The sequence below is a fragment of the Mesorhizobium sp. M4A.F.Ca.ET.050.02.1.1 genome (assembly GCF_003997725.1).
Lineage (GTDB): Bacteria > Pseudomonadota > Alphaproteobacteria > Rhizobiales > Rhizobiaceae > Mesorhizobium.
The window spans coordinates 1-666 of record NZ_RZSG01001384.1 but is presented as its reverse complement, the minus strand read 5'-3'; the positions used below and the strand labels follow the sequence as shown (position 1 = coordinate 666).

Annotated in this window: 1 protein-coding gene; it reads right to left on the bottom strand. The window is 65.9% G+C overall.

From position 1 onward, the window contains the following. Positions 1-666, bottom strand: a 666-nt coding sequence (locus EOA33_RS37670) for an ABC transporter ATP-binding protein (RefSeq protein ID WP_145989603.1), incomplete at both ends; no start/stop codon positions are given.

Sequence of the window (666 nt, the reverse complement as noted above, 5' to 3'; positions counted from 1 at the left end):
AAGATGCACGTCCTCGGGACGGATCGACACAGAAGCTTTGCGCAACCCCGCCGGCATGGCGAGGCCCGGAATGGCGGTGCCGAGGATGGTGGTGCGCCCGGCGCTGTCGACCTCGGCCGGCAACAGGTTGGTGATGCCGATGAAGTCGGCGACGAAGGCGTCGGCCGGCTTGCGGTAGATCTCGATTGGCGGCGCCGCCTGCAATATCTTGCCGTGGCCCATGACGACGACCAGATCGGCCATGGTCATCGCCTCGCGCTGGTCGTGGGTGACGACGATGGTGGTGATACCGAGCCGCTGCTGCAGCTGGCGCAGTTCCACCTGCATCGCCTCACGTAATTTGGCGTCTAGCGCCGACAGCGGCTCGTCGAGCAGGAACAGTTTCGGCGACAGGGCGAGCGCGCGGGCAATCGCCACGCGCTGGCGCTGGCCGCCCGAAAGCTTGGCAACGGGCCGGTCTGCGAAGCCCGCCAGATGGATCAGCGTCAGCAACTCGTCGACCCGCTTCTTCTGCTCTTCCCTGGAGGCGCCACGGATGCGCAGCGCATAAGAGATGTTGTCGCCGACCGACAGATGCGGAAACAGCGCCAGCGACTGGAACACCATGCCGAGATTGCGCTTGTGCGTCGGCAGCGGCGTGATGTCCTCGCCGTCGAGCACGATGGC